Below are 4525 nucleotides of genomic sequence, written 5' to 3' on the forward strand. Positions count from 1 at the left end.
AAAAGAATATGCTGGAATTATTATTCCCGGAGGACTTCCTGCTGCTTTTGATATCAGAGATGATAAAAGAGTTTTAGATATTATAAAGAAATTTGACGAAGAGCACAAATTGATTTCTGCAATTTGTGCAGGACCTTCAGTTCTTGCAAAGGCAGGTGTTTTATCCGGAAGAGATGCTGTAATTTATCCGGGAATGGAAGATGAATTGCTTGATGCAAATGTAAAAGAAGATGCAATTTGTATCGATGACAATATAATTACAGCAAGAGGAGCGGGACTGGCAGGAGAACTTGCTTATACATTGATTAGAAAAATCAAAGGTAAAGTTCAAGAAAAACAAGTTCGATTTATGTCTGTTGATTATTTGTTAAGAGATTTTATTCTAAAGGAAGAAAAGAATGGGAAATAAAAAAATAGAATTTAACTCTTTGAAAATTGAAGAGCTTGAAGATTTATTTTTAAGTTTGGGAGAAAAAAAGTTTAGGGCTGAACAATTTTTTAGATTTATGCATCAAAAGAAAAACTTTGAAATAGAAAACTGCAAGCAACTGCCTAAAGTTTTAATTGAAAAACTAAAGGAAATAGGATATATAAATACTTCTTCAATTTATACAAAATATGAATCAAAGCTAGATAATACAAAAAAATATTTGATTAAATTATATGATAATAGAATAATTGAAACTGTATTTATGGACTATGGAAGTTATTGTACAGTTTGTATTTCAAGTCAAGTAGGTTGTAGAATGGGCTGTACTTTTTGTGCGTCAACAAAAGAAAATTTTAAAAGAAAAGCTCATGGATCTGGGGCCAACCAGCAAGCTCATCACCGAGATCGTAAAATCGATGGAGACCGCGCTAAAAAGCGACGAGGGCTTCGAAAAGGAGCTCAAACGCTTAGAGTACAAGCTGCCGATGTTTAGCGCCGAACTGCGCGAAAATCACAAAAAAATTCTAAAAGAGATCACGAGGCTTAGCAAGGACGACATCATCGCGCGCGTGCCGGAAGCTACGATGGTTTCGACCTACGTCGATATTAAAAAGCTCTTTTTGACAAAAGAGGCGAGCAAAAAAAGCTTCAATCTCGAGCCCGAGCGGCTGAAAGAAATTTTAGAGCAGATCAAGCGCGGCAAGCGCATCAGCGACAATGCAAAGGCGCGCATGGCGAAGTCCAACCTGCGCCTGGTCGTCTCCATCGCCAAGCGCTACACGAACCGTGGGCTGCCGTTTTTAGACCTCATCCAGGAGGGTAATATCGGGCTTATGAAGGCTGTGGATAAATTTGAATACAAGCGCGGTTATAAATTTTCGACCTATGCGACGTGGTGGATCCGCCAGGCGATATCGCGCGCCATCGCTGATCAAGCGCGCACGATCCGCATCCCGATCCATATGATCGAGACGATAAATCGAATTAATAAAATCACGCGCAAATATATGCAAGAAGGCGGCAAGGAGCCCGATATCAACGTCATCGCGCAAGAGGTAGGTCTTAGCGTCGATAAGGTAAAGCAGGTCATCAAAATCACAAAGGAGCCGATCAGCCTAGAAGCGCCGATCGGAAACGAGGACGACGGTAAATTCGGCGATTTTGTCGAGGACAAAAGCTCGGTTTCGCCGATCGAACAAATTTTAAAATCCGACTTAAAAGAGCAGATCGACGATATCTTAGAACAGCTCAACGACCGCGAGCGCACGGTGATTCGCATGCGATTTGGACTGCTTGACGACGAGAGCGACCGCACGCTTGAAGAGATAGGCAAGGAGCTCAACATCACTCGCGAGCGTGTCCGCCAGATCGAAAGCTCGGCGATCAAAAAGCTAAAACACCCAAAAATCGGCCGCAAACTCAAAACCTATATCGAGAGCTAGAGCAAAACTCCGATATAAATTTGCCCTTCAACGCCCGGCAAATTTAAAATTCATTAGATAACTGGACTTTGGCTTCGGTATGATTGATTTTAAAAACACGACAAAAATTTAAATCCGCTAATATCCAAGCTGGAATCGTCAATAATGTATTTTTTTAGCATAAATTTTGTCAGGCGGAGCACAAATCAAGGCGCAGTAAAATGCAGCAGTACTTAAAACTCCGATTTTTATGGGCTTAAGGTTTGAAGTTCGTAGGTTTCAAACTCCAGCGGAGAGAATTTACCCTATACCTTTTCTGCGCGGGCGCAAAAAGAGCTTTATTTCAACCTCCAGTGGAGTAGATTTACATCCAAAGGTTATAGCGTAGATATAGGGCTTATGCAATTGTTTCAAACTCCAGTGGAGTAGATTTACATGCTCTACCTCTTTGTTCGGAAATGGCAAGTGGCGGTTTCAAACTCCAGTAGAGTAAATTTACACAGCGTTAGAAATTCTATTTTTCCAGACTATGAATATTTGAAGTTTATATTCTTACCCCTTAAATTTAGATAAGTAGCAAAGGCGGTTTAAAATAAAATACCGTATTTGCGGTGTTTTGCGAATCTTAGCCAAAGTTTTATCGGTATATTTGCAAAATTCCAACCAAAATAGATCGCACGATTTAACGGCACAAAAGCCGCCGCCGTTTCGGCGTGCAATCATTCCGCCTCGCACCATCTAGCTAGCTTACTACGCGCCAACAAACCGGCAATTCGGCACCGGCCAAGTTTTGACACACGTTCAATCGCATCCCGCTTGCCGCACTGCCGTACCCGCAATCGCAGCACCCATAAATTTTGCCGGATTGCCGCGCTGGCAACCGCAACACTATCTAAATTTACTGCTCCGCCGTGCCGTTCCGCTCTTAAAATTTACTTCTTTAGCCAAGAGTGCGCTGGATAACACGACGTCAGTATTTTTGTCTCGCTCTAAATTTATCTTCCGCCGCACCGCTAAATTTAGCTGCGCCGCAAGCTGCGTTTTTTAAGGTAGCTGTAAATCCAAGCTCCGAGCAATAAAACCGCCACAAGGCAATACATATAAAAGGCCGCGCCGTTTTCATACTCCACGTCCTGCGCGGTAAAGATGAGCTGTGACATTTCGGGGTTGCGCGCCGCCTCGTCCGCGATCTGCGCCATTACCTCCTCGTCATGTATCTCAAGCGTGATCTTTCGCAGATCGATGAAATTTGTCCGCTTATCCAAATGCCTGCCGCTGCGACCCGTGACGTAAACGCTATGCGAGTAAAAATTTAGATAATAAAATCCCGCGTCGTCCTTAAAAAGCTTCTCCGAGATCTGCCGCACGGCGCCTTTAAACGGATTATCGCCCGCCCTTTTTAGCGCGCTTAGCCGGCTGGCGTCTGCGCCAAATTTATAGTACACGTACCAAAACGCGTCTTTGAGCCGGCCCTCGGCGCCGCTGCCGCGCGGACGATTTAAAATTTTATCCTTGCTTAGATAAAATATACCGTTTTTGCTCGCAAACAGCATGTATTCCTGATGCCCGCTCTGAAAATTTAGCGGCGCATAGGGCTCGTTTGCGGGGTCAAATCTCTCGCCGTTCATTAGCACTGCGCCCGCCTTTGGATCATAAAGAAACTCTATACCGGCGTTTGGCTCCACGAGATACATCTGCTCGCTAGGCGTGAAATTTAGCCTCTCGCCGTCCGCATAAACGCTGCGTCCGTCGCTTAGCCACCGATCGACCGGGCGAAAGTGCGCGGGCGAATCGGGACCGTCTTCGTATACGGTTTTTAGCCTTATCTGTTGTAGATTTTTTGCATCCGCACCCGCTAAAATTTTACCCTCGTAAAATACCCGCTCGCCGTCTGTGGCGACGTAAGGGCTCTCGGTCAGCGGCGAGATAGGCGCGCTAGTATCAAGTCTAGCGTAGGGGTAGTTGTACTCCTGCGGCCATTTGGAGAGCCCAAACGCGTGGAAAAATACCTTGTAAATGTAGCTTATCGCGCTGCCCGTGCGCTGCGTAACGTCCGAGCAGAAGTAGCTTACGGGCCCGTCGCTGTAGTAGCGAGAGCCGATCTTTTGCGTGCGAGCGGGATCCAGCCCCGACATCTTGCGAGCGCCGCAAAATACGCTACTAGCGTCCATGCCGACGTTTGTATAGGAGTATCTGCCGGTATCAAGCGCGCGAAAGCTCGCCGCGTCCGCGTCGCCCTCTAGCTCGTAAGGAGCGAGATTCCAAGAGCGTAGATAAATTTTGCCGCCGATGTTGTAATAATCACTGCCGCCGATCTTTTGTGCGCCCGCAGGCAGCTCGCGCGAGCTATCATACACCGATAGCTCATAGATAAAAACGAGCGAGACGAAAAGCGGCACGAAAAGTACCGCAAAGAGAAGCCTTAGCGCCTTTTTATCAAATTTGCTTAAATTATTCGCCTTTTTCATAAGGCAATTATATATCTTGCTAGTTTAAAACGTTAGAAATTTAAAAGCGTTTGCGGGAAATTTTAAAATTTAGGTGCGGTAAATTTGGCGGCGAAAGATACGGATAAATTTGACGGCAAAGCCTAAGCTCAAATTTGCCCGCAACCGCGCGAAACGACTCACGCTCCGCGCAAATTTAACTTAGTAGCCGTCAAAATGCTTGGTCT

The 4525-nt window shown here is 45.2% G+C and carries 2 protein-coding genes and 2 pseudogenes; 3 read left to right on the forward strand and 1 reads right to left on the reverse strand.

Features of this window, described 5'->3' with window-relative positions; genetic code table 11:
- The 3 genes and pseudogenes from Q0256_RS05250 to rpoD all read left to right on the forward strand — a co-directional run.
- A partial coding sequence (locus Q0256_RS05250) for a DJ-1/PfpI family protein (RefSeq protein WP_297960778.1) occupies nucleotides 1–409 on the forward strand: 409 nt, incomplete at its 5' end.
- Nucleotides 399–581, forward strand: a pseudogene (locus Q0256_RS11605) (hypothetical protein); the annotation flags it as partial. The gene Q0256_RS05250 and the pseudogene Q0256_RS11605, both read left to right, overlap by 11 nt.
- 190 nt (nucleotides 582–771) lie before the next feature.
- Nucleotides 772–1872: pseudogene (gene rpoD, locus Q0256_RS05255) on the forward strand (RNA polymerase sigma factor RpoD); the annotation flags it as partial.
- Nucleotides 1873–2870: 998 nt separating this feature from the next.
- On the opposite strand, the gene Q0256_RS05260 reads toward rpoD, so the two are convergent.
- A complete protein-coding gene (locus tag Q0256_RS05260; RefSeq protein WP_297960782.1) occupies nucleotides 2871–4319 on the reverse strand; it encodes a DKNYY domain-containing protein in 1449 nt (482 codons plus the stop codon).
- Nucleotides 4320–4525 lie beyond the last annotated feature (206 nt).

Source organism: uncultured Campylobacter sp., from assembly GCF_937949835.1.
Classification (GTDB): Bacteria; Campylobacterota; Campylobacteria; order Campylobacterales; family Campylobacteraceae; genus Campylobacter_B.